This window comes from Methanobrevibacter sp., assembly GCF_036307625.1.
GTDB lineage: Archaea > Methanobacteriota > Methanobacteria > Methanobacteriales > Methanobacteriaceae > Methanocatella.
Genome location: NZ_JAXJXF010000103.1, coordinates 1 through 25,357, shown reverse-complemented (window position 1 = coordinate 25,357; position 25,357 = coordinate 1). Strand labels below are relative to the sequence as shown.

26 protein-coding genes are annotated in these 25,357 nt (G+C 36.5%); 17 read left to right on the top strand and 9 right to left on the bottom strand.

Annotation, left to right across the window (positions count from 1 at the left end):
- Positions 1–61: 61 nt before the first annotated feature.
- Genes cfbE through UIB65_RS06765 form a run of 3 tightly spaced genes read right to left on the bottom strand, consistent with a single transcriptional unit; the run spans position 62 to position 3,792 of the window.
- Positions 62–1,480 carry a coenzyme F430 synthase gene (gene cfbE / locus UIB65_RS06775; protein ID WP_330040465.1) on the bottom strand — a complete coding sequence of 473 codons (1,419 nt, stop codon included), beginning with the start codon at positions 1,478–1,480 and terminating at the stop codon, positions 62–64.
- A gap of 1 nt (position 1,481) precedes the next feature.
- On the bottom strand, positions 1,482–3,329 hold the full coding sequence (locus UIB65_RS06770; protein WP_330040464.1) for a bifunctional NADP phosphatase/NAD kinase: 1,848 nt from the start codon (positions 3,327–3,329) through the stop codon (positions 1,482–1,484).
- A 4-nt stretch (positions 3,330–3,333) separates the two neighbouring features.
- Positions 3,334–3,792, bottom strand: coding sequence for an arginine decarboxylase, pyruvoyl-dependent (locus UIB65_RS06765; protein WP_330040463.1), 459 nt, complete (start codon positions 3,790–3,792; stop codon positions 3,334–3,336).
- Positions 3,793–3,874: 82 nt separating this feature from the next.
- On the opposite strand from UIB65_RS06765, the gene UIB65_RS06760 reads away from it, so the two are divergent.
- The 12 genes from UIB65_RS06760 to ade all read left to right on the top strand — a co-directional run bounded on the left by UIB65_RS06760 (position 3,875) and on the right by ade (position 15,089).
- The gene (locus UIB65_RS06760; RefSeq protein WP_330040460.1) at positions 3,875–4,228 is read left to right on the top strand and encodes a hypothetical protein; all 354 of its coding nucleotides are present in this window, start codon (positions 3,875–3,877) and stop codon (positions 4,226–4,228) included.
- A gap of 122 nt (positions 4,229–4,350) precedes the next feature.
- A complete protein-coding gene (locus UIB65_RS06755) occupies positions 4,351–4,749 on the top strand; it encodes a translation initiation factor IF-5A (protein ID WP_330040459.1) in 399 nt (132 codons plus the stop codon).
- Positions 4,750–4,782: 33 nt separating this feature from the next.
- Positions 4,783–5,649, top strand: coding sequence for an agmatinase (gene speB, locus UIB65_RS06750; RefSeq protein ID WP_330040457.1), 867 nt, complete (start codon positions 4,783–4,785; stop codon positions 5,647–5,649).
- Between the two features lie 32 nt (positions 5,650–5,681).
- Entirely contained in the window at positions 5,682–6,503 is an 822-nt protein-coding gene (locus UIB65_RS06745) for a 4Fe-4S dicluster domain-containing protein (RefSeq protein WP_330040456.1), read from the top strand.
- A gap of 87 nt (positions 6,504–6,590) precedes the next feature.
- Positions 6,591–7,928, top strand: a complete 1,338-nt coding sequence (locus UIB65_RS06740) for an NCS2 family permease (RefSeq protein ID WP_330040455.1) — start codon at positions 6,591–6,593, stop codon at positions 7,926–7,928.
- 222 nt (positions 7,929–8,150) lie between these two features.
- Positions 8,151–8,693 (top strand): zinc-ribbon domain-containing protein, encoded by a 543-nt coding sequence (locus UIB65_RS06735; protein ID WP_330040453.1) that lies wholly within the window; start codon positions 8,151–8,153, stop codon positions 8,691–8,693.
- 11 nt (positions 8,694–8,704) lie between these two features.
- Entirely contained in the window at positions 8,705–9,232 is a 528-nt protein-coding gene (locus UIB65_RS06730; protein ID WP_330040451.1) for a hypothetical protein, read from the top strand.
- A gap of 7 nt (positions 9,233–9,239) precedes the next feature.
- The gene (locus tag UIB65_RS06725; RefSeq protein WP_330040450.1) at positions 9,240–10,034 is read left to right on the top strand and encodes a hypothetical protein; all 795 of its coding nucleotides are present in this window, start codon (positions 9,240–9,242) and stop codon (positions 10,032–10,034) included.
- 22 nt (positions 10,035–10,056) lie between these two features.
- Positions 10,057–10,827: a zinc ribbon domain-containing protein gene (locus UIB65_RS06720; RefSeq protein WP_330040449.1), complete on the top strand. Its 771-nt coding sequence runs from the start codon at positions 10,057–10,059 to the stop codon at positions 10,825–10,827.
- A gap of 216 nt (positions 10,828–11,043) precedes the next feature.
- A complete protein-coding gene (locus UIB65_RS06715; RefSeq protein ID WP_330040448.1) occupies positions 11,044–11,991 on the top strand; it encodes a hypothetical protein in 948 nt (315 codons plus the stop codon).
- 157 nt (positions 11,992–12,148) lie between these two features.
- Positions 12,149–13,369 carry a TIGR00300 family protein gene (locus UIB65_RS06710; protein WP_330040446.1) on the top strand — a complete coding sequence of 407 codons (1,221 nt, stop codon included), beginning with the start codon at positions 12,149–12,151 and terminating at the stop codon, positions 13,367–13,369.
- Positions 13,370–13,373: 4 nt separating this feature from the next.
- Positions 13,374–15,089 (top strand): adenine deaminase, encoded by a 1,716-nt coding sequence (ade, locus tag UIB65_RS06705; protein WP_330040444.1) that lies wholly within the window; start codon positions 13,374–13,376, stop codon positions 15,087–15,089.
- On the opposite strand, the gene UIB65_RS06700 is transcribed toward ade, so the two are convergent.
- Positions 15,086–15,712, bottom strand: a complete 627-nt coding sequence (locus UIB65_RS06700) for a DUF447 domain-containing protein (RefSeq protein ID WP_330040442.1) — start codon at positions 15,710–15,712, stop codon at positions 15,086–15,088. The genes ade and UIB65_RS06700 overlap by 4 nt on opposite strands.
- A gap of 93 nt (positions 15,713–15,805) precedes the next feature.
- Between UIB65_RS06700 and UIB65_RS06695 the strand changes: the two genes are divergently transcribed.
- The gene (locus tag UIB65_RS06695) at positions 15,806–16,816 is read left to right on the top strand and encodes an SIS domain-containing protein (protein ID WP_330040441.1); all 1,011 of its coding nucleotides are present in this window, start codon (positions 15,806–15,808) and stop codon (positions 16,814–16,816) included.
- A gap of 204 nt (positions 16,817–17,020) precedes the next feature.
- On the opposite strand, the gene UIB65_RS06690 is transcribed toward UIB65_RS06695, so the two are convergent.
- Positions 17,021–17,593, bottom strand: coding sequence for an Hsp20/alpha crystallin family protein (locus tag UIB65_RS06690; protein WP_330040439.1), 573 nt, complete (start codon positions 17,591–17,593; stop codon positions 17,021–17,023).
- 414 nt (positions 17,594–18,007) lie between these two features.
- On the opposite strand from UIB65_RS06690, the gene UIB65_RS06685 reads away from it, so the two are divergent.
- The 4 genes from UIB65_RS06685 to UIB65_RS06670 all read left to right on the top strand — a co-directional run bounded on the left by UIB65_RS06685 (position 18,008) and on the right by UIB65_RS06670 (position 21,707).
- Positions 18,008–18,631, top strand: coding sequence for a HEAT repeat domain-containing protein (locus UIB65_RS06685; RefSeq protein WP_330040437.1), 624 nt, complete (start codon positions 18,008–18,010; stop codon positions 18,629–18,631).
- 112 nt (positions 18,632–18,743) lie between these two features.
- Positions 18,744–19,262 carry a hypothetical protein gene (locus UIB65_RS06680; protein WP_330040435.1) on the top strand — a complete coding sequence of 173 codons (519 nt, stop codon included), beginning with the start codon at positions 18,744–18,746 and terminating at the stop codon, positions 19,260–19,262.
- A gap of 55 nt (positions 19,263–19,317) precedes the next feature.
- Positions 19,318–19,461 (top strand): hypothetical protein, encoded by a 144-nt coding sequence (locus UIB65_RS06675; protein ID WP_330040433.1) that lies wholly within the window; start codon positions 19,318–19,320, stop codon positions 19,459–19,461.
- Between the two features lie 377 nt (positions 19,462–19,838).
- A complete protein-coding gene (locus tag UIB65_RS06670) occupies positions 19,839–21,707 on the top strand; it encodes a histidine kinase dimerization/phosphoacceptor domain -containing protein (protein ID WP_330040430.1) in 1,869 nt (622 codons plus the stop codon).
- A 47-nt stretch (positions 21,708–21,754) separates the two neighbouring features.
- Here the strand turns inward: UIB65_RS06670 and UIB65_RS06665 are convergent, their stop codons facing one another.
- From UIB65_RS06665 to UIB65_RS06650, 4 genes are all read right to left on the bottom strand, one after another.
- Positions 21,755–21,889, bottom strand: a complete 135-nt coding sequence (locus UIB65_RS06665; protein ID WP_330040428.1) for a hypothetical protein — start codon at positions 21,887–21,889, stop codon at positions 21,755–21,757.
- A gap of 158 nt (positions 21,890–22,047) precedes the next feature.
- Positions 22,048–23,076, bottom strand: coding sequence for an NOG1 family protein (locus UIB65_RS06660; RefSeq protein WP_330040426.1), 1,029 nt, complete (start codon positions 23,074–23,076; stop codon positions 22,048–22,050).
- A gap of 8 nt (positions 23,077–23,084) precedes the next feature.
- Positions 23,085–23,642, bottom strand: a complete 558-nt coding sequence (locus tag UIB65_RS06655; protein WP_330040424.1) for a TIGR00296 family protein — start codon at positions 23,640–23,642, stop codon at positions 23,085–23,087.
- Positions 23,642–25,012 (bottom strand): TldD/PmbA family protein, encoded by a 1,371-nt coding sequence (locus tag UIB65_RS06650; protein WP_330040422.1) that lies wholly within the window; start codon positions 25,010–25,012, stop codon positions 23,642–23,644. Before UIB65_RS06650 ends, UIB65_RS06655 begins: the two co-directional genes overlap by 1 nt.
- Positions 25,013–25,357: the final 345 nt, after the last annotated feature.

Sequence of the window (25,357 nt, the reverse complement as noted above, 5' to 3'; positions counted from 1 at the left end):
TTTAATTTTTATTGTTAGTTATAATTAAATGTTTCAATTTTTACTAGAAATTTCTAGAAAATCATCTCTGGGAAATTTTGCTGTAGTTGGAGCGATAGATAAAAAGAAGATTTTTGTTGTTTTCTATTGCCTTTGAATAGCAATCAGGATAATTCCTAATGAATGTTGCATTTCTGGTCAGTTTTTGCGAAATCGAATGACCCACATCTCCGGTCAGTATAAGCTCACAGTCAAGTGTGTCCAGAAAGTCGCTTAATTTTTCCTCATCGATTTCTTCGCATGTGATTCCATAGTCTCCACCGATGCATACATAGTAATCGTCAATATTGTCAATCATGTTTATGGATTCCTTTATGGCCTGCGTATTGATTCCAGGATTGATTTCTTCAATTATAATGCTATTTTCAATCACTTTCTTGTTTGTTCGCCCGATAATTCCCTTATAGTTCTTCAATCCGGTGATGATTTTTTCGTGGGAAATCTCAAGACATAAACTTGTAAGCACAACTCCCAGGACATTGGACACGTGGTGAGGTCCCGGTGCAAAGGTTTTAACCAATATTTCACCATCTGAAATGTTGTTGTTGACTGTTTTGACATTGGCGTATTTGATGCGGATTTCTGTTTCGTCAAGAGAGTATGAAACATCCATGGCATATAGGTCTGCACAATCATCATCAAGGGAGAATGTATTGACCTTGTCATGCTTTATATCGCTATAGTACTCATCAAAGCTTTCCTTCTGGCATGCTACAGTATTGCATCTGAAGACCTGGGACTTTGCCCTGCTTGCTGAGCTTTTTTTGCCGGCAATAGGATAGTCTTCGGCAATGTTTGTCAAAAGGCCGACATCGCCTATTCCGCTCACGCCAAGAGAGCTTTCAAAAATGGCGGAGAAATATATTTTCGCATTTTCTCCTTTTGGCCTGCCGTTTTCAATTTTGCAGATGGGATTGGCCAGCTTGTATGCAAGATCAACTGTTTGCTTGATGTTTGCAGGGGTGATGGAAATGTCTTTTTTAAGGACAATCTCTTTTCCGTTTTCATAAACAAGCGCACCCAGGCTTGACAATATCAGGGGATTTTCATCAACAAGTATTTCCTTGAGCATAAACACAGAACTTGTCTTTCCCTTGACTCCGGTGATTTCAATTTTTTTGATGTCGTCTCCCCAGCCTTCAAGGATTTCGGCTATGGCCTCGTGATGGGTTAAGAACTCATACTTTAAGTTTGGATTGTAATCCTTTATTTCATCGTGTGTCAGAGGAAGGTGAATCGGTGATATGACACAGACTTCACATTTGAGATTTGCCAAATCCTCCAGAGTGATGACATTTACATTGTAGACTTCAAGCATCCTTTCCTCAACGGGCTTCAGGGTATTGTAGATGTCGACAGCATGAACAATCCTGCCCCTTTTGGCAAGGCTGACAGCAATCTTTACCCCTCCATGGGTCATATCGATTACTATGTAATGCATTTTAGCACCGGTTCTTGTTAATTCCGCCTTCGCTTAGTTTGTCTTTTACCTTTTTGTAGAAGTATTTGGTTGATGTTCTGATTAGATAGACGTCCTTTTCTGATCTTTTAAACTTGATTTCTTCCTCGTATTCAGCCTCTTCGTTTCTCTGACCATCCATTACAAACACTGCAGTCTTACCCTTTTTGAGCAGTTTCACGGTAATTTCACTGTTGTCGGATACGATGAACGGCCTTGCTCCCAACTTATAAGGACAAATCGGAATTATGATGAATCCTCCCACTTTCGGATCCACAATCGGACCTCCGGCAGACATTGCATAAGCTGTCGAACCGCTTGGGGTTGAAACAATCAGTCCGTCAGCCCTTACCTCTTCAATGATTTCTCCGTCCACTTGGATTTCAAAGTGAAGCATTTTTGCAGGCTTGTCTGTCATTATGACCACCTCGTTCATTGCGGAGTAGTGGTGGTTTTCGTGGGATACCACAAGCTTTGACCTTTTTTCCTTGTAATAGTTGCCTTTGAGAACTTCTTCCAGTGCATGGAATGTGTCAGCCGCTTCGATTTCTGTTAAAAATCCGACTGTTCCCATGTTCACTCCGAAGATTGGAGTTTCAGGTTTCATCTTTGACTGTGCTCTTAGGAGTGTTCCGTCCCCTCCAAGAACGATTGCCATGTCGCAGTCAAAGTCGAAGATGTTGCACTCGATTTGAGGATAGTCGATTTTGAAGTTGATGTCATCCAGAAACGGAGCGAGATCCGGATAGTTCTTTTTGGTTTTTGCAATAATCTTGTCCAGCTTCGGATGTTCCTTGATTTTTTGAAGTTCCTTTGCAAGTCTTTTTTCAATGACAACTTCCCTTCCGTTGGTGAGAAGATAATCGATAATTTTTGCAGCAAAGAGTATCGGACGGTCCTGGTCGATTCTGCTGACGATTCCGATTTTTCCGATAAAGTCAGTCTGATTGTCGTTTAGGGTATCGATCATCTGTTTGTGGAGGATTTTGTTGTTGGCTGCAATCACTATGGTTTTTTCATGGATGCTTAGTTTGTTGTTCAGTTTTTCACCATACTTGTCGGTAATGATTCCTCCTGCTTCCTCTAAAATAAGCTTGGATGCAGCAATGTCGATGATTCTGCTTCCCCTCAGGTCGATGAATGCATCGTATCTTCCGCTTGCAACGTATGATATTTCGAGAACCACACTTCCAAGAACTCTCATTCTTCTTGCATTGTCGACCAGTTGGGATGCGGTGGATGTTCCGCTTTTTGTAAACCCTCCGAGGGTTATGTCACTGAAATTGACGATGTTGCTCGGATGAACTTCCTCGTTGTTGAGCCAGCATCCCTTGCCCTTTTCGGCTTCAAAGAAGTTCCCGTTTCCGAAGTTGCTGATAAAACCAAGCTCAACATCATTTAATGTGGCAATCCTTCCTTCAGGCACGCTTGCAACGGCTATTGAAATGCCGTATGCAGGAATTTCCTTGATTGCATTGCTGGTTCCGTCAATGGGATCGACCAGAAATATGAACTTCGGCCTTTCCTCATCTTCAATATCGTCACGCCTGAGCTCCTGTGTTAGGCTGATGCTTCTTTTTGTTCCTTTACCAAGCTTCAACTCTCCAATCTCTTCACTGACAATGTATGACAATACCGGTGCATTCTTTAAAATGTTGATGACTTTCTCTTCGGCGACAATGTCGATGAATGATGTTGGTGTGCCGTCGGCACCGATTTTCACCTTTTCTCCGGATTCAGGCTTTCCGACATAAGGTCTTATCGCTCTACTTACTTCTTTTATAATTTCATATGAAAGGTCTGTTGCTATTTTTTTGTCCTGTGCATCCATGTTATCACTGAATAATATCGTCTTTTAGGTATATGACTGATGCAACAACTGATGCGATATTTTCTACAGTTGCTGTTGATGATTCCACAATCAAATCCCTGATTTCGACATTTCGTTTCTCCATCATATATCTGACCATAAATTTGGCCTCATCCTCTACATCCTTAAGGTCTTCATTTGTTTTGGTTGTCTCAACCACACAACCAAGTTCATCTCCAATTGCTACTGCAATGACTGCAGTTATTTTATCTCCAGGATTGTCTGATGTGATTTCAGACAGAACGCAGTTCACCATACTGCCTGCTTTTAGTTTTGGCAGTTCTTTGATTTCTGCATTTCCTCCAAGCATGCTTGATACTTTAATGAGGTTCACATCTCCTATTCCTGCATCACTTAGTGCATTGTCGAAGGCATTCAGTTTTGTAGGGCCTTCACTTTTTCCACTTACAATAGCTATTTTCATCTTATCACTTGGTTTAATTTTTGTCGTTCTACATAATAAAATTTTTAAGTGTTGAGGTCATATTAATATTTAGGTGTACCTAATGATTTTGAACAAAAATTTATCGATTATTCTGTCAGTCTGCTTTTTTGCTCTGGCAATGCTTTTGGCGTCATCACTAATCATGATAGCTGTTCCTGGAGGAACAATTCCCTTTGCGGGGGTAATTCTTATTGTTGTATTTTATTTTATCACAAGAGCCTTTTACACCTATCTGAGAAACGATGACTTTTACAAAAACAACAGAAATTACAAAAGCGACAAAAAGGGAGAAAAATACATTATCAAAGGAGCAAAAGATACAAAAAAAATATTCATCATAGTTTGGCTAATTGTTATTTTAGCCCTGGCGGCCGTTTCTATGTGGTTGGTTTTAATAAACAAGGGTTTAATTTAATTTTTCAAAAAACCAAATAATCGAATACTTTATATAAAATAGAAAATATAATTTATATTAATCTAATAATATTCCTTATTATGAGATTATAAAAACCGGTTTTTATTTGAGGAGGAAAATTAATGTCAACAAAAGTTGTAGAAATTAAAACATTAAAAGTTGGAAAATATATTGTTTTAGGCGGAGAAGCTTGTAAAATTATTAGTTATACTACTTCATCTCCAGGTAAACACGGAGCAGCAAAAGCAAGAATTGAAGCTGTAGGTGTATTCGACAATCAAAAAAGAAGTCTTGTAAAACCTGTAGACAACAAAGTAGATATTCCTATTATTGACAAAAGATTAGGTCAAGTTATTTCTATCCAAGGTGACAATGTTCAATTGATGGATATGGAAAACTACGATACCATCGACTTACCAATGCCTGAAGAATTAAAAGACGACATCGTCGAAGGTATTGAAGTTGAATACATAGTCGCTTTAGGAAACATGAAAATAATGAGAACCAGAGGATCTGCTTAAGTCCTCTCATTATTTTCCTTTTTTAGATAAATTATGCTTTTAAATACATACGAACCGTGGAAATTCGCATTTTCATCTGAAAATGAGAATATCAAAAAAGATTCATATGGGATAATCGGAGTTCCCTTTGACAGCACTACTTCTTATCACTCCGGTGCACGTTTAGGACCAATTGTTGTAAGAGAAGCTTCATTTGGTTTTGAAAAATATAATACTGTTTTTAACAAGGATTTAACAGCTACCTTTTATGATTTCGGTGACGTCAATGTCGTTCCAGGCAACTGTGAAAAAACATCTCAGATTGTCGAGGATACCGTAAATGAACTTCTTGATTTGAAATTAAGGCCGATAATCATTGGGGGAGAGCATTCAGCATCCATAGGTGCCATAAGGGCACTGTGCGAAAGATATGATAAGCTGACCGTAATCCACCTTGACGCCCACAGGGACCTTGCCTTCGAGTTCATCGGCGAGAAATACTCCCATGCAACCGTAATGAGAAGGGCCCATGAGGCAGGAGCAAACCTTGTCCAGATTGGAATAAGGTCATCATCCACTGAAGAGGAAGAATTCGTAAAGTCAACATACAATATCCAAACATTCAAAAACAGGGACACCCACAAGCACATGGACGCAATCAAATATTATCTCACAAACATAGACGGGCCGATATACGTTTCAGTCGACATGGATGTCATAGACCCTGCCGTTGCCCCTAATGTAGGAAATCCAACACCTGGAGGATTGCTGGTTCATGAGATGGAATCAATTCTCAAGACCCTTGCTCACAAAAACATTGTCGGCTTGGATGTTGTGGAAACTGCAAGCGACAGGCTGGGGGATGTCACTGCAGTAGTCGCCTCCAAGATAATCTATGATTTTCTCACCCTTATGGAATAATTATTTAACCCTATTTTTACATATTGTAATCCATGAGAGTTAAGGCAGCAGTATTGATTGAAACAATTTTTCTTCTGATTGCATTTTCAATCTATTATTTTACTGGAAACATTTTTTACATATATAATTTCGCATTTATCGGAACTTCGGTGGCTGTTGGAGTGTTTTTGACTCAAAATGGCCATAAATTCGGTAGAAATATCATAATGCTTGCGGTAGGTTCATATCTTCTGATATATGTTGGAATATTTGGCGGGGAAAATCTGCTGATTTCAGGATTCTGGTATTATCTCTTTTTAGGTGTATTTGAAGCGGCCGTTGTTCACTATCTTATAGCCAAAATTGCCGGACCTTTCATATTCGGAAGGGGATGGTGCGGATATGCCTGCTGGATTGCAATGATATTGGATCTTCTTCCATATAAGACTCCGGCAAATGAGAGAAAGAACTGGGGATATGTGAGATATGTACTTTTTGTGGTTATCTTTGCTTCAGTTTCAGCACTGTTTATATTCAAGGTAAACCGCCTGGACATGGTCATGTTCTACATATTCATCATCGGAAATGCCGTCTACTACGTTTTAGGCATATTGTTGGCATATAAGCTAAAGGACAATCGTGCATTTTGCAAATATGTCTGTCCGATAACAGTATTTTTAAAGATTTCAAGCTATTTCTCAATTTTGAGGGTAAAGGTCAACCAGGATAAATGCATTGAATGCGGCAAATGCGTGAAAAGATGTCCTATGGATGTTGAAATCCTCAATGATTCCAGAAAGAGAAAAAACGGAACAGAATGTATATTATGTCTCAATTGCGTTAAGGAATGTCCTAAAAATGCCATAAAAATATGATTAATGGTCAGGTGATTTTAGATAATCTTATTACTTTCATTGATATAAATTATACATATAAGTTCATGTTTTTCAAAGATGATTTGTATGTTCGATAGTTTTTTCAAATTTGACGAAAATGGAACGGATTACAAGACTGAATTAATTGCTGGGATTACCACATTTCTTGCAATGGCTTACATTTTGGGTGTAAATCCATCTATGCTGGTCGAAGGCGGAATGCCTGCTACTGCGGTATTTTTTTCAACTGCAATCGCATCAGGTATTGCATGCATAATCATGGGGCTTGTTGCCAAATTCCCTGTTGGGCTGGCTCCGGGTATGGGGCTGAACGCCCTTTTTACATACACAATCATATTGGAAATGGGAAGCTCCTGGGAAGCTGCACTTGCTGCAGTATTTATTTCATCAATAATATTTCTAATCATTACCGTCTCCGGTTTGAGGGAAGCTATTTTAAATGTTATTCCGATTGATTTGAAATTGGGTATTGGTGCTGGTATCGGATTTTTTCTGGCATTTCTTGGATTTAAGGGTGCTGGAATTGTTGTAAGCGACTCATCAACTTTAGTTGCAATGGGCAATCTGCTTGCTCCTTCTACAATTTTGGCTTTGATAGGCATGTTGATAACGTTGGTTTTCCATATTAAAAAGATGCCTGCAGCGGTATTTTTCGGTATGGTAATCACTGCAGTACTGGGGGTCATATTCAGTTTTTTAGGATTTGGAACTGGAAATCCGTTAATGCCGTCAATTCCTGCTCAAGTTATATCTTTCAATTTTGATATGAGTCTCTTTGGAGGATTTTTACGAGGATTCGAACAGCTGTTTTCGAATATTCCTAACCTCTTTATGATGGTGTTCTCACTGCTTTTTGTTACATTTTTTGATACTACCGGAACTTTAATGTCATTGGGAAGGCAGTGCGGATTCATTGATGAGGAAGGTCATGCGGTGGGAATCGAAAATGCATTTTTAAGTGATGCTGTAGGTGGAATAGTAGGTTCCATATGCGGTACAAGTACAGTAACCGCTTTTGTTGAAAGTGCTACAGGCATAGGTATGGGTGCTAAAACAGGTTTGGCAGCTATTGTGACCGGAATATTGTTTTTACTTTCAGTATTTATCGCTCCACTAATATTGTCATTGTTTACTCCTTCTGTAACTGCTGCCGCTTTGGTTATTGTTGGTTTCATGATGATGGCTCAATTGGATGATGTGCACTGGGACAATCAGGTAATTGCAGCATCTGTTTTCATGACAATTATTATGATGATTCTTTCATACTCCATTTCCCTTGGAATTGCATGGGGATTTCTGGCTTATTTCGTCGGATCTCTTGCTGAAGGCAGGTACAAGGAAATCGGTTGGGAAATGTATGTGATGGTAATTGTATTTGTGGTGTATCTGTTCTTCGGGCTTTAAAACTTTTTAAAATTAGTCGTTGCAGTCCTTTTTGCCCTGTCGGGATAATATTTGCCATTGCCGGTAATGCTGTGGGAAATGTACCTTTGCATTTTAATTGAAGGATTGTTTGCATGTAATTTTTTAAGCTGTCCTTTTTAAAATTCAAAAATTTTTTAACTATTTATACTATTTTTCATATACTTTATTATACTGATTCAAACATTTTGTGTAGGTGTATTCATGACAACTGAAAAAGATTATGTCGAAAGACTTGAAAAAATCATTGACAAGCAGGATGCATTGTTGTCTCAGTTGGATGCTAAGTTTAATCAGCAGGATTCATTAAACGAGGCCATTATAAAACAGAATAACTTCTTAAAGGAAGATATTCAAAAACATAAAAATCTGACCAGAGACATGAATAAAACTGTCACTCAGCAGAAAAATGTAGTGGCCAAACTCAAAAAGGAACTTGAAGACCAGCTTAAGATTCAACAGGATTTACATAAGGATTATGGAGAAGTCATTAAACAGCTGACAGATGACCTTGAAGAGGAACAAAATAAAAATGAGGCATTGATAAAAAGACAGAAAGAGTTGGAATCTGAGGTCGAAAAACTAAACGCCGATTTGACTAAAGTTAAAAATACTCTAAACAATGCTGCATCTACTTTTGATAATGATTCCTTAAAAGACAAGGTGAATGATTCAAAATGCCCTAACTGCGGTGCTGAAGTTCAGGAAGGTTTTGCATTCTGTGACTCATGCGGCACAAAATTGTAATGGTGGTTTTCATGGGGTTTTTTAACAATATAAAAAATATTAAAGACCATGTAGCAGAAAATGAAACCATACAAAACATCGACCAGCTTCAGGTAGTATTTGATACGATTGATGACCAGGCTGAAAAGGAAAAGGAAAAAAAGAAAGAGGAGATGAATTACTTTGAAAGCTTATCTCCTGAAGAAAAAATTGAATATAAACGGGTTCAAAGAAGAAATAAAAATTTAAAGAGATTGGGATTGTACGGTTTGACAGTTGCGGGAATGGCAACAGGAGTTGGTGTTCCGGTTTTGATGGCAGCCAATATAGGTACAATTCTCTCTGATGACAATCTGACTTTTGACCAGGAAAAACATGATGAAAAAGTGTCAAAATTAAATAAAAAAGGCAAAATACCTAATCAAAAACAAGCTCCTCAAAAACCCAGGGAATATTTTACGGTTAGTTATGATAAGAAAGGATTGCCGAATGTTTCAACATTGGTTGATAGGGACCCATATAATTTGGATGAAAGATATTATGAACTTATGAGGGAGTAGTGATAAAATGGCTGATGAAAAAAATGTAGATTTGGATGGCGACGGTTACAAAGAAAGTGTTGTATCTGACGAAAGTGGTGATGGTCATTACGATACAGTAGTCAGTGATACTGACGGCGATGGGACTTATGACACCGTTGCCATGGATACCACAGGTGATGGAAATGTCGATACTGTAGGGGTAGATTCAACAGGTGATGGAAATGTTGACACTGTTGTTATGGACACTTCCGGTGATGGCTATGCAGATACTGTTGTTGTCGACACCGATGGTGATGGTGAATTTGATTATGTGGAAGCGGATACCGACGGTGACGGTTATGCAGATTTTGCAGCTGCCGATACCAATGGTGACGGCAATGCCGATGCTTTTGCTTATGACACCAATGGCGACGGATACTATGATGCGGTCGAATATGATACTGATGGTGACGGCAATGTAGATTATGGGGTCTATGATACTGATGGTGACGGCTATGCTGATTTTGAAGCCGCCGATACTACTGGTGACGGAAACTTTGATACCTTTGCAGCTGATACCAACGGGGATGGCTATGTCGATTTCGTTGCTGAAGATACTGACGGTGATGGAAACATCGATGTGGCTGCTGCAGACACTGACCACGATGGCTATGCAGATACCTATGCTGCCGACACCACTGGAGATGGAAATCCAGACACCTTTGGATTTGACTATGATGAAGATGGTGAAATCGACGAATATGGTGTTGATGAAGACGGTGACGGGGAAATAGACTATTACACAGATGATGTCGACGATGATGTATTCGATGATTTCTAAAAAATGATGTCTGAGGTTTAAAATGGTTATCTGTCCAAATTGCGGTAATGATGCGGGGGACAGTAAGTTCTGTCCCAACTGCGGAACTAAAATCGAAGAGGAAATGCCTAAGTCATTTTGCCCTAACTGTGGAAGTGATGTTGGCAGCAGTAAGTTCTGTCCCAACTGCGGAACTAAAATCGAAGAGGAAATGCTTAAGTCATTTTGCCCTAATTGCGGAAGTGATGTTGGTGACAGTGCATTTTGTCCTAATTGCGGAACTAAAATGGGTGAAAATGATGCGGGAAATGAGTCTCAGGATGATTGGGTAAATACAATTATGGAAAAAAGCGATAATCTCTCTGGACGGCTTGCCAACAGGCTCAGGAAAAGCAAATCTGTTGATAAAATTTTTGACAGTACTTCTTCAAAAGCTTTTGATATGCAAAAAAAGACACTTGATAACGCTGCAAACAGAGCATACTGGGAAAATATTGACCCTCATTTTTTTGTAGTTTATGACTCCATTGAAGATGATGAGTTAAAAACCCTTTTTTGGTTGGAACGATATAATTTAGGTTCAGGTATTGTTCTTTCCCCAACTACTGGTCTTTCTAAAGAAGAAGCTGTTAAATTCTATGAAAACCTTTTAAAAGACCTAATAGAAGAAATCAATCAAGAAAAAGCAAATGGAACATTTGATATTGAGGAATTTCACAGGAAAAAACTGAAGAAAAGCACAATAGAAAACGTATCTTCTGTTGGAGTGCCTAAAGTACTCAGGTCAATGCATAAATTAAATAGAAAGAAATAATTTTTTTTCTTTTTTCTCTTTTTTAGACTCTTTCAAAAACTTTCTAGATTTCCAAATCCTTTTTTTTTTGACTGTCATTTCAAATTAGTTCTCTTAGGTATATTCGTTTTAAATCACTTTTTGAATATTGTTTTTTGAAAAGCACTTTCAATTTTAGGAAAGATTATATTACAAATCAAATAAAATAGATATTAGTTAAGTAAATTGTGGTATGATATGAATTTCAAGAAAATATTCCTGTTTGCATGTTTGATCGTTTGTCTGTCCGGTGCGGCAATATGTGCAAGCGATATTGGTGAGACTGATTTCGATTCAGATTTCAATGAATCACATTTTCAATGCTGTTCATTTGCTATTCAGGAAAAAGATGAAACAGTTTTCGCTTTCAGACAAGATGCTGAATTCAGTGATGACGGAGTGGTTATACATAATGATACATTGAATAATCAGGAAATTATTGTACAGGAGATAGAGGCTCCTGATTCTCATTTCATTCATGCAATGATTACTGAAGACGGATGGATTGCAAGTCGGGGTGGAGATTCTTCAAATGACACTGAAACCCAGGATATAGAGAATATTGCCCGTGAAATGCTTTCTTCCAAAAAGATTTCATCAGATTCACTCAGCAAGATTCAAAAAATCTTTAACAATTATGGCTATGGCCATTTTTTCATCAAAGCTCCTGATGGAAGATACGGTGTGGTTTATAATGAAACTGTTTTGATGGGTAAGTTAAATATTGGCGATTTTTTAGTTATTCCAAATGAGTATTACGGCTTTAGCGAAGGAAAATACACTGATTATGAACCGGACCCTGTTGATGCTATTGTAAAAATCTGTTCTTATGAAAATTCCGGTACAAATAGGCGTAATCTTTATTCCTATGATTATAAGTTGCAGGATACGGATAATGGACAAAAATATGGTGTAAATGTTTATGTGACTAATGACAACGGACATAATGTCGGTTTGAACACTTCAGAAATTGTTAACTATTTCTATTTTAATAATGATTACTATCCTCCGTCAGCAATTCCCGAAAACCCGGACAAGTTATATGTTGGAGATTACATTTTTGAAAATCAATCCATGTACTCTGCCCTTAAAGTTAGAATCTTTCAAAATATTGCTGATTCTCTAAATCCAAATTCATTTTCTTGATTTTGGCATTGTTTTTTGGAAAGCATTTTCAATTTTCTAATTATTTTATAAACAACTGTATGAAAGTCACCTTTACATTGGTTAAATCTATAACCATACTATTAAATATCACCAAAAATATATTTATAATATTAACTAAAATATGGAGCATATTGTTATGAATAAAAGGATTATCGAACTGTCCGGCCATATTATTGATTCAATGACTCTAACAAGGACAATGGCAATAATTATGAACGAGGGCGGAGAATTTGACATTTTGGAAATTGATGTTGGGCGCAAAAAATCAGATGAAAGTTATGCAAAGATTGAAGTTCAAGCCGATTCTCCCCAATTGTTAAATTCTATTTTAGACGAATTGTCAGTTCTAGGTGCAGCTATTGATGAAATCAAGGAAGTAAACCTTGTTGCAGCAGAAAAGGACAAGGTTGCTCCTGAAGGATTCTATTCATCATCCAATCACCTAACCCATATCTTCTATGGTGGGGACTGGATTCAAGTTGAAGACATAGAAATGGACTGTCTGGTTGTTGTCGATGAAAAAGAAAAGAGGGCATTCGTAAAGCCGATTGCCAACATCAAGGCCGGAGACAAAATCGTTGTAGGTCTCGACGGTGTAAGGGTAACTCCTCCACACAGATCAAGAGACAAGCAGCAGGTATTCGAATTCATGAACAGTGATGTCTCCTCAGAAAAACCATTGATGAATCTGATTAATGGTATTGCAGAGGAAATGAATGAAATCAAAGCCAAAGGCGGAAAGATAGGAATAGTTGGCGGACCAGCTATTGTGCACACTGGATCCGGCAAATATCTTGCATCTCTAATTAAGGAAGGATACATAGATGTCATAATGGCAGGAAACGCCTTGGCAACTCACGATATCGAGTCAAACCTTTTCGGAACTTCCTTGGGTATTGAAGTCGAAACAGGAAAAATCGTTGCACACGGTCACACCCACCACATGAGGGCCATAAACAGAATCAACAATTCCGGTTCAATCAAGGCTGCGGTTGAAGACGGAACCCTGACAGGCGGTATCATGTATGAATGTGTCAAGAATGATGTTCCATTTGTGCTTGCAGGTTCAATCCGTGATGACGGACCTCTTCCCGATGTCATAACTGACGTAATTGATGCTCAAAAGTTAATGAGGAAATATGCTCAGGAAGTTGACATGGTGCTGATGATTTCAACAATGCTTCATTCAATCGCAATGGGTAACCTGCTTCCTTCCAGGGTAAAGAGTATCTGTGTGGATATCAATCCATCTACTGTTACTAAACTTTCCGACAGGGGAAGTGCACAGGTTCTAGGCATTGTAACAGATATCGGTACTTTTTTACCACTTCTTTACAATGCTCTGCATGGGGAGTGATTGGATGTCATTCACCGCCTACATTTTGGATGTTGTAACCGATTCAATTCATCCTGCAAGGATTACAATAGAGGACGGAATTTTTAAGGAAGTAACTCCAATTACTGTTGATGAAGAAACGCCTGTGGATGTTCGTGGATTGATACTTCCCGGATTCATAGATTCTCATATTCATATTGAAAGCAGTATGATTACTCCTGCACAGTTTGCCAGAATTGCCGTTCGCCACGGTACTACTTCTGTTGTTTGCGACCCTCATGAAATCGCTAACGTTTTGGGAATTGATGGTGTTGAGGCCATGATTGAAAATGCCGAAAAAGTTCCCTTCAATTTTTATTTTGCAGCTTCTTCATGTGTGCCTGCAACTCCATCTGAAACTTCAGGCGCTACTTTGGATTCATCGAAAATTGAATATCTGCTTAAAAAGGATGAAGTTGTTGCCCTTGCTGAAATGATGAATTTTCCTGGTGTGATAAATGGCGATGAAGAGGTTTTAAGGAAACTTGAATTGGCAAGACAATATGGAAAGCCTATTGATGGTCATGCTCCATTACTTTCCGGTAAAGATTTGGATAAATATCTTGAACAAGGTATATCAACTGACCATGAATGCACTAATTTTATCGAAGCTCTTGAGAAAAAGATTAAAGGTATGAGGATCATGGTACGTGATGGTTCATCTGCCAAAAATATGGAATGTCTTTTCGATATAGATGAAGGTAAAAAAATGGTTAAAGACTCTGAACGTTTTGGCAAGGTTTACCGCGATATCTTCGAGAGAAAAATATTTTCCCCTGTGTTTGATTTTATAGTCAGTGACGACAAGCATCCTGACGAGTTGGTTAAAGGGCACCTTAATATGTCAATCAAAAAGGCAGTTAAATTAGGGGTGGATCCTTTTAAGGCCATTAGTATGATAACAATAAATCCTGCATATCATTACGCTTTGGATGCCGGTGTTATTGTTGAGGGTGCAAGGGCGGATTTCATAGTTGTCGACAGCATTTATGACTTCAATGTTTTAAAGACATATATTGGAGGTCAATGTGTTTTTGATGGGGAAAACGTTTTGTTCGATGCTCCTGAAATGGAAAGTAATAATTCCATAAACGCTTCTAAAAAAACTGCCGCTGACTTTGATATTCATTATGACGGCGATGAATGTGAAGTCAATGTCATCGAATGCTTTGACGGTGATCTTTTAACCAAAAAGACAACTGCAAAGCTGGCAGTTGAAGATGGCATTGTCCAATCAGATACCAATCAGGATGTTTTAAAGATAGCTGTTGTGCAACGTTATGGTGGTAACACAGTTTCCAACGCATTCATAAAAGGATTCGGTTTTAAAAAAGGAGCTATTGCTTCATCAGTTGCCCATGACTCTCACAATATAATCGTTGTGGGTTGTGACTCAGAGATGATGGCTCGTGCAGTGAATCGGGTAATTGATGATTGTGGTGGAATTGCTGTGGTGGATGATGATTTTGAAGATTCATTGCCTCTTCCTATTGCCGGACTGATGTCTAATGAAGATGCATTTGATGTTGCTGAAAAATGGGGTGAGTTGTATGATAGGACTGTCTCTTTGGGATGCAAAATCAAGTTTCCGTTTATGACAATGGCTTTCATGGCATTGCTGGTACTTCCGTCAATCAAGATATCAGACAAGGGTCTGTTTGATGGTGATAATTTCGAATTTATGGATGTAATAATAGATTAGGGTTCGTACCCTTTTTTAATCAATTCTTTTTTTATTTCGCTCATTGCGAGTTTTTCATTTTTGTTTCCTACCTTATTCACGACACGGCTGCATTCCCTGAATCTGTTGAGATAATACTGTTTTTTATCTTCATCGACCAAATCAAAGCGGATAAAGTTTGCAAGTGTTTCTATCACGCAGCCGAACGCTCTGTTGAATGAAGTGGTGTTTTCATTAATGACGATTTCAGTTACCTTGGATTTTATGACGATTGCTTCGCCTTTTTTCCTTATTGGATCGCTTTGTTTTTTAGCTTCTTTAAGGGAAACGACTTCGCACTTGAAGTATGCATCAACACCTTTTATGGAATTGTCCTGGCTGAAGTATTCCTCTGGAAGGTTCCCGATTGTCGAAAGGGTGAAAAGCTCTGGGTCGTGTGTAATGTTTACGGTAAATCTCCTTTGGGATATTATGTTGTTTAGTGTTCTGCCGCCCTTGAATATGCGGCATAAAATTGTGTCCTTTCCTGCACAGAGTACGCCGATGGGTGATGCATTTGGTACATTTTCAGAGTTTACTGTAGTGATGATTGTTTCATATTGATTGCCTCTGTCCATTCTCAAAATATTTAAATCGATTTCCATATTTATCATAATTTGTAATTGATTAAAAAACATTTTTATATATGTTTTTACAACATATTAATATTGTTAATTAAATTTCAAGGAGTTTAGCCAATGAAATATAAAATGTATGATGAAATGATGGAACAGCCTGAATCACTTAGCAAGACTTTCGAAAGTGAGTTCGACAAATTAAATGAAGTTTCTGAATTGATTGGCGATGTGGACAAAGTCTATTTAATTGGTTGCGGAAGTTCTATTTCTACCTGTTACAGTGTTAGAGATGCAATAAGGATGTCTAGTACTAATATTAACATCGAAGTTTACACAGGTTATGAATTCTACTATAATAAGAAATTGCAAAAAGATGAAAATACAATAGCCATCTTCACTTCTCAATCTGGTGAAACAGCTGATACTTTAGCATCCCTTAGAAGAGCTAACGAATATGGTATCCATACTGTTTCTATTTCAAATGAACCTGATAGTTCAATGATTAAAGAAGCTAAAACTCCAATCGTCACTAGGTGTGAGACAGAAACAGCTATTTTAGGTACTAAAACATATATTACCCAATTGGCCTGTTTGTATCAGATATTGTTTGACGCTTCTGATTATGAAAATAAAACTGAACTATTGGAAGAATTGGCTGAAATGCCAAAGATGTTGGAAAAACTTTTATTGACATGCGAAGATGAAGGCAAAGAGTTGGCTGAAAAATACAAGGATGAAGATATCTTCTACTGTTTAGGAAGTGGTCCTAACTTTGGTCTTGCTTACAAATTGGCTATGACAATGCTTATGGAAGGTGCAATAAAGCATGCATGTCCTGAGTATTCAGCAGAATTCAGACATGGTCTAATCGAAAGGGCTGAAAAAGATGTTCCTGTCATCTTTTTGACATCTGATTTGGAATCTGATGAAATCACCCAAAAGGCAATTGACTTTTGCGAAAATCTGGAAGCCAAATCAATAATCTATAAACTCAGCGACTATGCTGATGTCGATAAATTGTTAACACCGTTCATTTTAGTAATTCCATTGGAATGGTTCGTATACTACTTGGCTCATTTCAATGGCGAAGATCCTGGTGCTACAAGACACATCGGAAAAGTTAGATATTAACTTTTTCCATCACTTTTTTTTTTAAATTAAAAACTACTTTTATTTGATGCTTTAAACAGTAATTGGATTTTTAAGTTATGGATTATGCCTATTTTTGACGAGGAGTGTGTTTGAAGCAGTTGAGATTTTTCAAGAAATAGTTCTGGCTGTAAATTTAAATGGGGTTATTTTTTTTTAAAAAAAGAGATAAGAAATGCAGAAGGTTTATTCTACATTTACTTTATGTTTTGGTATGATTAATTTTGGAATTGTGACAATAACAATTCCTTTGTTGAATTTTGCTGTAATGTTTTCAATATCGATACTGTTTTCGAATCTGATGGTTTTTACACATCTTCCTGATTTTAAGGAACTGGAGATGAGTTCAGCACTTTCATCTTCTTCGAATTCTTCGATGTAAGGCACGAATGTAGCTTCAATGCTGACATCGTTGTCACCAGCTTCAATCAAAATGTCTTTTTTAGCAATTCCAGGAACTGCTGCTTTGATGTAGTAAGTGTCTGCGGTTTCGATAAGATCAATATCTAAACTTTGTACGGTTGCTTTTTTATATTCACTGTATTTTTCATCTGCAGCTTTTTGCATATTTTTAATACCTTCTTTGAATTCATCAATGCTTTTGGATAGGTCGCTAATTACATTGTCTGCAATGGTTTTACCTTTTTCTTTTTTTTCTTCATATTTGTCGCTGAATTTGTCTTTAGTATCATCAACTTTTTCTTCATATTCTTCTTTTTTGTCAGAGATTTTGGTTTCTATAGTTTCGCTATCTACCATTTTTTCACTCTCCATATTTTGAAAGAATTCTATCTTTATATTTTGTATTTCATTTGTAGATATTTAAAGTTTTCTATTAAATTTACTAAAAGTTATTAAAAACTATCTGTATTGATTTTTAATTTTTCATATTTATAATGCTTTATTGGATATGATTTGGAAATTTTTTTATTTATGTCGTAATTAATGGATTTATAATTTTCAAATTTAGGTAATACAAATTATTTATCTTTAATTTTGTTTGAATTAATTTTTGTGAGCAATTACTTTTTTTAATTAATGTTACTAAAAACCACTTTTTTAAATATTGCTTTTTGGGCAAATGATTTTCAACTGCTGTCTATTAATTGGTGAAAATATATATGTTTAAATTGTTGGGTTTTCATAATCATCCTAATCAATCGGGTGCGAAAGATGTCAGGCGACAGAAATGATAATGATGTATTGAGGCAATTAAGAGATATTAACAAAAATAGGGAATGCTGGAGGGAAAATATTGATGATGTTGCAGCCAAACTGAACGGAAATTATTCCGTTGCCGTTAAGGCAAAATCACTCTGGATTCTCGGTGAGATGGGATTGAACTATCCTGCAGAAATCGAAGCTTACCTCGAAGATATTGTTGGATATATGCAAGATGATGATTCAAAATTACGAGAAAGGTCAACCAATGCGATGGGAAGGATTGGAAGAGCCGATAAGAATCTTGTAATTCCATATCTTGACAAATTAATGAATATGAGGTTTGACGAGTCCGAAAACATCAGGCATGCATTCATCTGGGCCTGTGAAAATATAGCTTCAAATGCTCCAGTGCTGTTCTGCGAAAAGCTGGAAATTTTTTATGAATTGATTTTTGATTCTGGAAAAAAGGTTAGGATAGAGGCTCCTGAAATGTTTAGGGTTGTTGGAAAAACAAAACCTGACTGTGTGAAGCCTTATTTGGATAAATTGGAATGGATTGCACAAAATGATGAAAATCCTATTGTCCGCATCCATAGTGCAGGTGCAGTAAGAATTACAAAAAAATCAATGTAGTCTTGTTTAAAGTCTGTCCTTTTTATTTAAACTGTTTGTTTTATTTGATTTATATATCAATAAATTGATACTATCAATTGCAGAACGTTCATTGCAATTGTGAGGTTAAAACATGACAGATGAAAAAACATTTAAAAATCCTACATTGGTGGGCATTAAATGTCCGAATTGTGGAAGTGAAAACTACAGAATTGAAGGAACCGGATCAGCAGGTGCCAGTGTCGGCAAACAGTTACTGTTCGGTGCTGTAGGAAATATTGTATCAAGTTCAAGAAGTAAGGATGATTTTGAACTCAAGCCGGTGAAATATAGATGTCTCGACTGCAAAAACAAGTATGAAACTATTCCAAATGAAGCTTCCGATGATGAAATTCTTAAAAAACCATGTACCATAACATTTGAAAGGCTTTCAAGTTTCATTGGAGGTGCTGTCAGACAGCAGGTTTTCCTGAATGGTATTAAAATGGGAACAATTAAAAACGGTTCTAAAATCACTTTTGAAACAAATACTCGGACAAATGTCATATTTGTAACTGACCATCACGGCGTTGCATTTAAGGAGCACTACACATTTACGGCCGAAGACGGCGGTGAGGAATACATAAAATTCAAGAAGAAATTCATCAAGTAAACCTATTTTCATTTTTTTTTAATTGGGGATATGCTCTATTTTGGAGGTAAGTGATATGGATGCAATCTGGTTAATATTCGGGGTTATTTTGTTAATCCCTATATCATTTATACTATATGTTGTCAGCCAATCGGTTAACAATTCCGATAATGAAAATACGCTCAATCCAAATTTCAATAAACAAGATAAAAAGCGTTAATTGCATAGTTTTTTTTCTTTTTGTTCTGAAATGTTTTCTATTGGAAATCGATAGAATCTTTCAGACCCATATTTTAATTTGAACAAACCATCTATAAACTGTTTTTTTTGGATATATGTGATTACTGAATATTAAAAATAAAAAATAATGCTTATTTTAATAAATTAATTAATTTTAATGTTAAATTATAAAATTCAAGCTCATTATGCCTGAAAATGAATATTTTGGTTGTTTTATGGTCAGATGATGGGGAATTTGGGGAAATTCAATCCCCATTGTGTTGAAATTTAGGTCATGTTGAATAGGAGTCATTAAAATTTAAATAATATAGTTGATAAAAAAATATGTATATAACATATGTAGGTATGGGTTGTCTGATGAAAATTGAAAAAGAGTATAGGATTTTTGAAGATATTGAAGAAGTTCGGATTTTTAATGCCACTAAAAAAGACTTTTATAAGCCAACACCTAAGGAATTCGATGTTGAGGATGTCCCATTTCAGGAACTTCTAAATAATGTTTCAACGGAAATTCATTCTTTTATTCCTTATGAAAATGGAAAAGATTTCATTATTCAACGTTTGGGCACGTTTACTCTTAATAAATATAACTCAAAGAATGAAGATGCCAAGGGCAGACGACTAAGTAAGATTTCACCATTATTTTTTGACATTCTGCATGAATATCTCTTGGAGGTGTATGAAACCCACACTCCAAAAAAGATTCGCTTTGTTTATTATAATGGAAAAAAATTAACAAAGATGAGTACAGCCAAAATAGTTTTTGACATGGAAAGGATATTCGTAATTACAAGTAATGTCGATACCACTGCAAACAGGCGTGTCGATGCGGATTACAGGACATTTGATGAAGACAAGACCAATATGATGGAAAACTTTTCCCAAACCGGCAGTTACTATAAGGCCAATGGAAAATATGTCTGGTCCCAGGGCGTATACAATATCATCAACCGGGCTAAAGAGGAATCCGATGATTTCTACAATATCGTTTTTGATTTGGTGATACCGGAAGACCAGCATATTGTCGATAGAATTTTTTACATCACCAACAAGGAAACTTCACAATGCGAAGAAGTTATTCGCATCATGACTGCAGATGGGGTCATGAAGGTTATTGAAGTCAATATCTATTCTTATTTTGATGAAAGCGGCTTGATCATTCGTCAGGGTTTGATTAATGATATTACACAACACTCCAATCGGGGACTCAGCAAACCTGTCGATTTCCTGATGGACGGCTTTAAAAACAGCAAAAAATTGGCATTGATGATAGAACCTTTAAGCAAAAATCAATATGAGTTCTCTAAAGGTTTTTATTATCTGATTGAAAAGAATTATGAAGATTATGTCCATTCCCGTAAAATTATGAAGAATATTGTTGAAAAAGATGTTGTTGAAAGAATCAACAAACTGGTTAAAGGCGAATTGAATAAAATTGACGAGGTATTGACATTTAAGGTTGATGGAAATCCAAAAAATAAAAAGATTGTTGAGGTATATATTGAAAGATTCAAATATAACAATGAGGTACACAGCCTTGGATTTTTAACCGATGTCACTGATGAGGTTGAAAAACAGGACGAATTGGTTGAATCCAATGAACAGAAGGTTGTTTTAATTAAGGAAATCCATCATAGGGTGAAAAATAATTTGCAGGTTCTAAATAGTTTCTTGAATCTGGAAAAGAGAGCCTATAAAAACGATCCTGATTTGATTATTGAACATATGCAGACACGTTTGACCTCACTTGCATTGCTTCATGAAAAAACATATGGAACTAAGGATTTTGTCAATATCAATTTGAAGGATTATCTTATTGACCATGACATGAAAACAAAAGGATTCATGGAACTGCCTTCCCAGGTCGAATTTGAAACAAATGTGGATGAGGACTTGAACCTTTCTATTGAAGTCATTACTCCTCTGCTTTTAATCATTGATGAATTGACCATGAATGCCATAAAACATGCATTTCCCGACAAAACTGCAAAAAACAATAAAATAACTAAGCAAATAACAAAATTGAATGATGATGATGCCCGTTTAATAATTAAGGATAACGGTGTGGGAATCAAGGATTCCAAAAGCATATCCAAAAACCTTGGATGTGAGATTATCAAAAGTCTGACCAGTCAGCTTGGTGGAAAAATTAGTTTAATTGAATGTGAAAACGGAACAGCATATGAACTGATTTTCCCTATTAGGATGGATCACACAATAAACTAATTTGAATTTTTACATTAAACCAAATCTAATTTTTAGCTATTGCCACTCTATACACTCCATAAATGAACAGTCCAATTGCTAGGATACCTGCCGGGGAAAATTTTTTTCTCCATTACTGAATGAATAATTGCTATGATTAAACAAATTGCTCCTCCAAGGAGAAATTCTATACCTTTGGCCATAATTTACCTCCATAGTGTTTATGATATTGTGTGTATGTTTAATAATATTTATAATTCATTGAAAAATTCGGTATTGTTTAGCTGATTGTTAGATATCCATGACAATTAATGCATGTTGTAAAAAAAGTAGGTAAAGTAGTTAAATAAAACTACTTAAATTAATAATATTCGTCATCATCATCCTCTTCTTGAGGAGTTCTGTCTATTTTTTTAATGGATTTGATGACCTTGTTGATTTCATCTATTCCTTCGCCTTCAATGGCTGATATGAAAATGGAATTTTCTTCATTGTCGATATATTCATTGAGGTATTCTGTATCTTCAATCAGGTCCATCTTGTTGAATAGGTAATAAACAGGAATTTCAGAAAATATCTTCTCGATTTGCTTTAGGAGATTGTATTGGTTTTCCAGATGGAAACCACAGGTTTCGGAGGCATCGAAAATAAACAGTATTGCATCAGCCAAATGCTCAAGAGCAACAATAGCATTCATTTCAATGTCATTCATTTCCAAAACAGGTCTGTCCAATAGTCCTGGAGTGTCGATAATCTGTATGCTTCTCCAATGCATTTCTGTGTGTCCTATTTGAATTCCTTTTGTAGTGAATGGATAATTTGCAACTTGAGGATCAGCACCTGTAATTTGCCTTAAAAGAGTGGATTTGCCCACATTCGGAAAGCCGGCAATAACTATTGTTGTTGCATCAAAATCAATTGTTGGCATATTTCTTAGGTTTTGTTTTGCAAAGTCCAGAAAATCCAAATCCTTTTTGATTTTGTTCACAACTGAAGAAATCCTGCCGTAGGCCTGCTTTTGAATGGCAGTTGCTCTTTCGGAAGGATTTTTCCTAATTTTTGCACCATACTCCTTTTCAAGTTGTGTTATAATTCCGTATGCCCAATTGAGTGCACCTAATGACTGTTTTAAGTCATCAACCCCAACGGTAATGTCTATATAATCTTGATAGAACGGATGAAGGTCTTCAATTTCAGGGACTGCATCAATGATTGATTTTAATTTGTCTTTGATTACCTGACAGGATGTGACAACCCTTCTTTCTTCAATTCTTTTGCCTTTTAAATGTTTAGGTATTTTTTGACTTCTGATTAGGTCAGCTTGCTTTTTGCCTCTGCTGAATCCCTTGTCCAATAATTCTTCAGGCGTAGGTATTGTTGGAATCATCATTTTAATCACTATTTAAATATTTGTCCTTGGAACTTGTACACATCACAGCTTTCATCCATCCAGCTGTCTGCACTGATTCCTGCTTTCATGCAGGTGTGTTCCAGGAAGTTTTCCTCATCAAGTGCATTTTCCACTGCCACTTGAGGAAGCAGCAATCCTCTGGAATATCCTTTCTGTACAATCAGTCCGTCACGTCCAATCTCGATTTCATCTATATATTGGTCGGGATGGGCTACATAGATTATTTCAGGTTTGGTCAATACTGTAACTTCAAAGTCCAATTTTTCGAATTCATCTTCAGTTACTTTTGGAAATCTTGGGTCGTTGAATGCTGCTGCAATGGCAACTTCGATTGTTGCAACAATTGCAGGTTCAATAGGTTCTGCATATCCGATGCAGCCTCTTAAATCGTTGTTTTCATTCAATGTGACGAAAACTCCTAACTTTTCATCGAGCTCTTCTGGATAGTCGTCAGGAAGTTCCAGTTTTTCTCCAGTTTCCAAATAATGTAATATTGTTTTTTTAGCTATGTTTACTAAATATTGTCCTGCTTCATCGCTTATCATTATCCCATTCCTCCAACTAATGCATTTAAAATTCTTGTATGTGGTCCTCCATCACCCACTGGTGCGGTTTGACCGTCTTTTCCACAGAATCCCACACTTAATTCGAAATCATTTCCAATTGCGTCGATATTTTTCAAGGTTTCTAAAATATTTCCTGATAATGAAACGTCTCTAATCGGTGTTGTGATTTCACCGTTTTTGATTAAATAACCTTCTCCTGCGTTGAATTGGAAGATTCCTTTGCCTGTATCTACTTGTCCTCCTCTGGAACCTTTAAGATAGATTCCATCAGGTATGTCTTCAATCAACTCATCAAATGTATTGTCTCCCGGTTGCAGGTATGTATTGCTCATTCTAACTATCGGTTTGTCGGCAATGATTGACCTTGCATTTCCTGAAGAGGTCATTCCTAATTTTGATGCGGTTTCTCTTGAGTTTAGAAGTGAAATTAATTTCCCATCCTTTACCAATTGGTTAGGTTTTGTCTTGACGCCCTCAACATCGTACGGATAATATCCAAATCCGTCCTTTTTGCTTGCATCATCGAAGATGTTCACAATATCTGATGCTATCATTTCTCCAAGTTTGCCTTTCAGGATGGAATCATTCTGCAAAATCAAGTCCCCTTCAACTGCATGACCCAATGCTTCGTGTATCAATACTCCTGTCAATAGGGGATCAGCTATTACTGGAAATTTTCCTGAAGGTGCAGGTTTTGCATCAAGCAATCTTACGGCCTTTTCACCAATTTCTCTTCCAAATTTATCTATGTCTTCATCGGCAACAGCTTCAAATCCTTTGACTCCACCTAAACTTCCATGTCCAAATTGGATTATTTCTCCGTCGGTTGCAGAGGCATTCAAAGCCATTCTCACTTTGCTGGTTTTTGTCTGGATTTCACTTCCTTCACTATTCATGAACAGTTCGTTGATTTCACTGTCACTATAGCCTACTGTGGTACTGTTGACCTTATCGATTGTTGCGGCATCATTTGCCTGCTTTAGAATTTCTTTTTTCTCTTCAATTGAAATGTCTTTAAATGGTATCTTAACGTCAACTTCAACCTTGTCTTTTATGACATCACTTTCACTTAATTCCACGTCTCCGGTAAGTGAATTTGATAATTGGATTGCTGTATCGGTAATTTCATTTAAGTTAGATAAGTCTGTTGTATATGCAAATCCCCATGCTCCATTTTTTAACACTCTTATTCTTGCTCCTAAGCTTATTCCAGTGTTAATTTCATCTACATTTCCATCTTTCATTAATATTGATGTGTTGTCGCTCATTCCAGCTCTGATGTCAATGTAATCAACTTTAGGGATTGTCTTTTTAATTATGTTTTCAAATAATGAAATATGTTCTTCCATTTTTCATCCCTCAAATTTTCATTAATGTTATATATGTTAATTTTAATGTTAATAAAAGTTTTTTAAAATTATGATATTTGGCAATAAATGGAATGTATTTTAAAATAAAAAAAGGAAAATAATACAAAAGTATTATTTTCATAATGTTGATGGGTCAACTGTTTCTAATTTATTTAACTTTATTGTGCAAGAATTCTTCGGCTTCTACAAGCCGGATAGGTTCAATGATTTCAACTATTCTGGTTTGATTGTTGTTTTCATAGGTATAGTTGAATCCATTCTTGATTTTGCCAGGCACTAAAGTATATTTCACTGAAGAGTCGTTTTTAACAAAGTCTGTTGCAT

Coding starts and splice junctions, on each gene's coding strand:
- cfbE (WP_330040465.1), bottom strand. CDS start 1,480: ATGCATTACATAGTAATCGATATGACCCATGGAGGGGTAAAGATTGCT.
- UIB65_RS06770 (WP_330040464.1), bottom strand. CDS start 3,329: ATGGATGCACAGGACAAAAAAATAGCAACAGACCTTTCATATGAAATT.
- UIB65_RS06765 (WP_330040463.1), bottom strand. CDS start 3,792: ATGAAAATAGCTATTGTAAGTGGAAAAAGTGAAGGCCCTACAAAACTG.
- UIB65_RS06760 (WP_330040460.1), top strand. CDS start 3,875: ATGATTTTGAACAAAAATTTATCGATTATTCTGTCAGTCTGCTTTTTT.
- UIB65_RS06755 (WP_330040459.1), top strand. CDS start 4,351: ATGTCAACAAAAGTTGTAGAAATTAAAACATTAAAAGTTGGAAAATAT.
- speB (WP_330040457.1), top strand. CDS start 4,783: ATGCTTTTAAATACATACGAACCGTGGAAATTCGCATTTTCATCTGAA.
- UIB65_RS06745 (WP_330040456.1), top strand. CDS start 5,682: ATGAGAGTTAAGGCAGCAGTATTGATTGAAACAATTTTTCTTCTGATT.
- UIB65_RS06740 (WP_330040455.1), top strand. CDS start 6,591: ATGTTCGATAGTTTTTTCAAATTTGACGAAAATGGAACGGATTACAAG.
- UIB65_RS06735 (WP_330040453.1), top strand. CDS start 8,151: ATGACAACTGAAAAAGATTATGTCGAAAGACTTGAAAAAATCATTGAC.
- UIB65_RS06730 (WP_330040451.1), top strand. CDS start 8,705: ATGGGGTTTTTTAACAATATAAAAAATATTAAAGACCATGTAGCAGAA.
- UIB65_RS06725 (WP_330040450.1), top strand. CDS start 9,240: ATGGCTGATGAAAAAAATGTAGATTTGGATGGCGACGGTTACAAAGAA.
- UIB65_RS06720 (WP_330040449.1), top strand. CDS start 10,057: ATGGTTATCTGTCCAAATTGCGGTAATGATGCGGGGGACAGTAAGTTC.
- UIB65_RS06715 (WP_330040448.1), top strand. CDS start 11,044: ATGAATTTCAAGAAAATATTCCTGTTTGCATGTTTGATCGTTTGTCTG.
- UIB65_RS06710 (WP_330040446.1), top strand. CDS start 12,149: ATGAATAAAAGGATTATCGAACTGTCCGGCCATATTATTGATTCAATG.
- ade (WP_330040444.1), top strand. CDS start 13,374: ATGTCATTCACCGCCTACATTTTGGATGTTGTAACCGATTCAATTCAT.
- UIB65_RS06700 (WP_330040442.1), bottom strand. CDS start 15,712: ATGGAAATCGATTTAAATATTTTGAGAATGGACAGAGGCAATCAATAT.
- UIB65_RS06695 (WP_330040441.1), top strand. CDS start 15,806: ATGAAATATAAAATGTATGATGAAATGATGGAACAGCCTGAATCACTT.
- UIB65_RS06690 (WP_330040439.1), bottom strand. CDS start 17,593: ATGGTAGATAGCGAAACTATAGAAACCAAAATCTCTGACAAAAAAGAA.
- UIB65_RS06685 (WP_330040437.1), top strand. CDS start 18,008: ATGTCAGGCGACAGAAATGATAATGATGTATTGAGGCAATTAAGAGAT.
- UIB65_RS06680 (WP_330040435.1), top strand. CDS start 18,744: ATGACAGATGAAAAAACATTTAAAAATCCTACATTGGTGGGCATTAAA.
- UIB65_RS06675 (WP_330040433.1), top strand. CDS start 19,318: ATGGATGCAATCTGGTTAATATTCGGGGTTATTTTGTTAATCCCTATA.
- UIB65_RS06670 (WP_330040430.1), top strand. CDS start 19,839: ATGAAAATTGAAAAAGAGTATAGGATTTTTGAAGATATTGAAGAAGTT.
- UIB65_RS06665 (WP_330040428.1), bottom strand. CDS start 21,889: ATGGCCAAAGGTATAGAATTTCTCCTTGGAGGAGCAATTTGTTTAATC.
- UIB65_RS06660 (WP_330040426.1), bottom strand. CDS start 23,076: ATGATGATTCCAACAATACCTACGCCTGAAGAATTATTGGACAAGGGA.
- UIB65_RS06655 (WP_330040424.1), bottom strand. CDS start 23,642: ATGATAAGCGATGAAGCAGGACAATATTTAGTAAACATAGCTAAAAAA.
- UIB65_RS06650 (WP_330040422.1), bottom strand. CDS start 25,012: ATGGAAGAACATATTTCATTATTTGAAAACATAATTAAAAAGACAATC.